The sequence below is a fragment of the Streptomyces sp. 2A115 genome, from assembly GCF_052245575.1.
Taxonomy (GTDB): domain Bacteria; phylum Actinomycetota; class Actinomycetes; order Streptomycetales; family Streptomycetaceae; genus Streptomyces.
Map to the genome: position 1 here is coordinate 1 of NZ_JBQQCG010000190.1, position 3,360 is coordinate 3,360.

Here is a 3,360-nt window from a genome sequence, read left to right on the forward strand (position 1 = left end):
CACCACGCCGGCTCAGCAGCAGCAGCCGCCGCGCGCCCTGCTCGACGACCAGATGACGGGCCAGAATCCCGCCCAGCGTCCCCGTCGCACCCGTGATCAGAACCGTGCCCTCATCCCAACGCGGCGCATCGGCACCTTCGACGGAACGGGCACGCACCAGGCGCGGTACGAGCAACTTGCCTGCGCGTACAGCCACTTGGGGCTCACCAGAATCCACCGCGACCGCCACCCGGCCACCGAGGTCGGCCTCGGTGCCGAGTCCGGCATCGGCATCGGCGCTGGCGCTGGCGTCAGAATCGGCGTCGATCAGGACGATACGGTCCGGGTTCTCCGTCTGCGCCACCCGCAGCAGACCCCACACACCCGCATGCACCAGATCAGGAACATCCTCACCCGCCACCGCGGCCACCGCACCCCGCGTCACCACCACCAACCGCGCCCCCGCCAACCGCTCATCGGCCAAGAACGCCTGCACCCGCTCCAGCGCACGGCACAGCTCCACGCGCGCCAGTCCCGCAACGCCCGCGCCGCTGATGTCGCCGCTCTCGCCGTACGGGATCAGCGACCACAGGACGGTGTCCGCGCCGGCCCGCGCCACCGCGTCCAGATCCGGATACGACACCACCGAACCCACCGGCGACACACCCAACGCAGCCCAACCCGAGGTTTCAACAACCCCACCCGCACCCGGCACTTCGGACCACTCCACCGGGAACAACCCGTCCCGCCCCGCATCAGCCGCAGCCCGCACCGCATCCCGCGACAACGGACGCAACACCAACGACTCCACCGACACCACCGGCACACCCACACCATCGGCGACCAGCAGGGACGCCTCCAGCGTCTCCGCCTCCGCCTCGGGGTCCGGCAGAGTCAGCCGGACGCGCAGCGACGACGCGCCGGTGGCGTGCACCCTCACGCCCGACCAGGAGAACGGCAGCCGTGCCTGCCCGGATTCAGCCGCCACTCCGGGCAGCAGCGGATGCAGCGCGGCATCCAACAAGGCCGGGTGCAGCAGGAACCCGCCCGCTTCGCCCAGGAGTTCATCCGGCAGCACCACCTCGGCGAAGACCTCACCCTCGCCATCGCCCTCGCCGCGCCACACCCTCCTCAACCCCTGAAACGCCGGACCATACGCATACCCCTGATCCGCCAACCGCCCATACACACCCCCCAGATCAACCTCGACCGCACCCACCGGAGGCCACACCACCAAACCGGCAGCCACGACCTCCGTGTCGTCCGCCGTGCCCAGGGTTCCGTGGGCGTTGTTCACCCAGTCGCCGTCGTCGGTGCGCGAGTGGATCCCGACCGTGCGGAGTCCGTCGGCGTCGGGCGTGCCGATGGCCAACTGGACCTGGACGCTGCCGCGTTCGGGGAGTACCAGCGGGGCGGCAAGGGTCAGTTCCTCGATCCGATCGGTGCCCACCTGCTCGCCCGCCCGGGCCGCCAGTTCCAGCAGTCCGGTCGCGGACAGCAGCACCGTCCCGGCCACGGCGTGATCCGCGAGCCACGGGTGCGTCCGCCGGGACAGGCGCCCGGTGAACAGGAACTCGTCCCGGCCCGCCATGTTCACGGCGGCGCCGAGCAGCGGGTGCTCCACCGCATTCATGCCGAGCCCGGCCGCGTCGACGTCCGGCGCCGCCGCGTCGAGCCAGTACCGCTGGTGCTGGAAGGCGTAGGCGGGCAGCGGGACCTGGCGGGCGCCGGGGAGGACGGCGGCCCAGTCGGGCTCGGCGCCCCGCATCCGCATCAGGGCGAGTGCGGCCAGGACGGTCTCGGCTTCCGGCCTGTTCCTGCGCAGGGCCGGAGTCAGCGCTCCGGCGTTCTCGGCGAGCGAGTTCTGCACGAAAGCGGTCAGTACGCCGTCCGGGCCCAACTCCAGGAACTGGGCGACGCCTTGGGTCTCCAGGCAGCGCACTCCGTCGTGGAAGCGGACGGCCTGGCGGATGTGGCGCGCCCAGTAGTCGGGGGACGCCAGCTCTTCCGCGGTGGCCAGGGTGCCGGTGACATTCGAGACGACCGGAATGCGGGGAGCGTGAAACGTCAACTTCGCGGCGACGGCACGGAATTCGTCGAGCACTCCCTCCATGTGCGGGGAGTGGAAGGCATGGCTGACCGTGAGGAGCTTGGTCCGTACTCCCTTCTCCCGCCATTCTCCGGCGAGCTCCTCGACGAGGGAGGCGTCCCCGGAGATCACCACGGCCCGGGGCCCGTTGACCCCGGCGACGGCGACCGCGCCCCGCTGCGGGTCGAGGGCGTCGAGAACCTCGCGTACTTCTTCCTCGCTCGCCTCGATGGCGGCCATCGCGCCGCCCTCGGGCGCCGCCTGCATCAGCCGGCCCCGCTCGGCGACGAGCACGCATGCGTCCGCGAGGTCCAGGACCCCGGCCACGTGCGCGGCGGTCACCTCGCCGATGGAGTGGCCGAGAAGATAGTCGGGCGTCAGACCGTGATGCTCGAACCAGCGGTACAGCGCGACCTCCACGGCGAACAGCACCGCCTGGGTGAAGACCGTCTGGTCGATCAGCGCGGAGTCCGCCGACCCGTCGGGGGCGAAGAGCACCTCCTTGAGCGGGCGCGTCAGGGTGGTGTCGAGGTGCGCGCACACCTCGTCCAGGGCGCGGGCGAACACGGTCGAGGTCGCGTACAGCTCACGTCCCATGCCGAGGCGCTGGCTGCCCTGTCCGGTGAAGAGGAAGGCCGTCCTGCCCGGCCTGTCGTTGTGACCGCGCAGGACGGAGAGGGCGGAACCGTTGCCGGCGATGACCCGGAGCCCGTCCAGAAGCGCGTCCCTGTCGGTGCCGACGACGGCCGCACTGTGCTCCAGAACGGCGCGTCCGGTCGCCAGTGAGAAGGCGATGTCGGCGGGCGTCAGCTCGGGGTGCTCGGTCACGTACGCGTGCAGCCGCTCGGCCTGGTCGCGTACGGCGTCCTCGGTGCGGGCCGACACGATCCATGGCACCGCACCCGCCTCGGGCGCGGTACTCGGCCGAGAGGGGACCGCGGGCGGCTGTTCGATGATGACGTGGGCGTTGGTGCCGCTGATCCCGAACGAGGAGACACCCGCTCGGCGGGGGCGGTCCGTGGCCGGCCACTCCTGGGCCTCGGTCAGCAGGGAGATCGCACCCGACTCCCAGTCGACGTGCCCAGAGGGCTCATCGACGTTCAAGGTCCTCGGCAGGATCCCGTGGTCCATGGCCCGGATCATCTTGATGATGCCGCCGACACCCGCTGCCGCCTGGGCGTGCCCGATGTTCGACTTCAGCGAACCCAGCCACAGCGGACGGTCCTCGGACCGCTCCTGGCCGTACGTGTTCAGCAGCGCCTGCGCCTCGATCGGATCGCCCAGCGTGGTAC

1 protein-coding gene is annotated in these 3,360 nt (G+C 71.2%); it reads right to left on the reverse strand.

Going from position 1 to position 3,360, the window contains the following annotated elements; genetic code table 11:
* Positions 1-3,360 (reverse strand): type I polyketide synthase (locus tag ACTWQR_RS55370; RefSeq protein ID WP_443234956.1); only part of this gene is annotated, 3,360 nt, incomplete at both ends.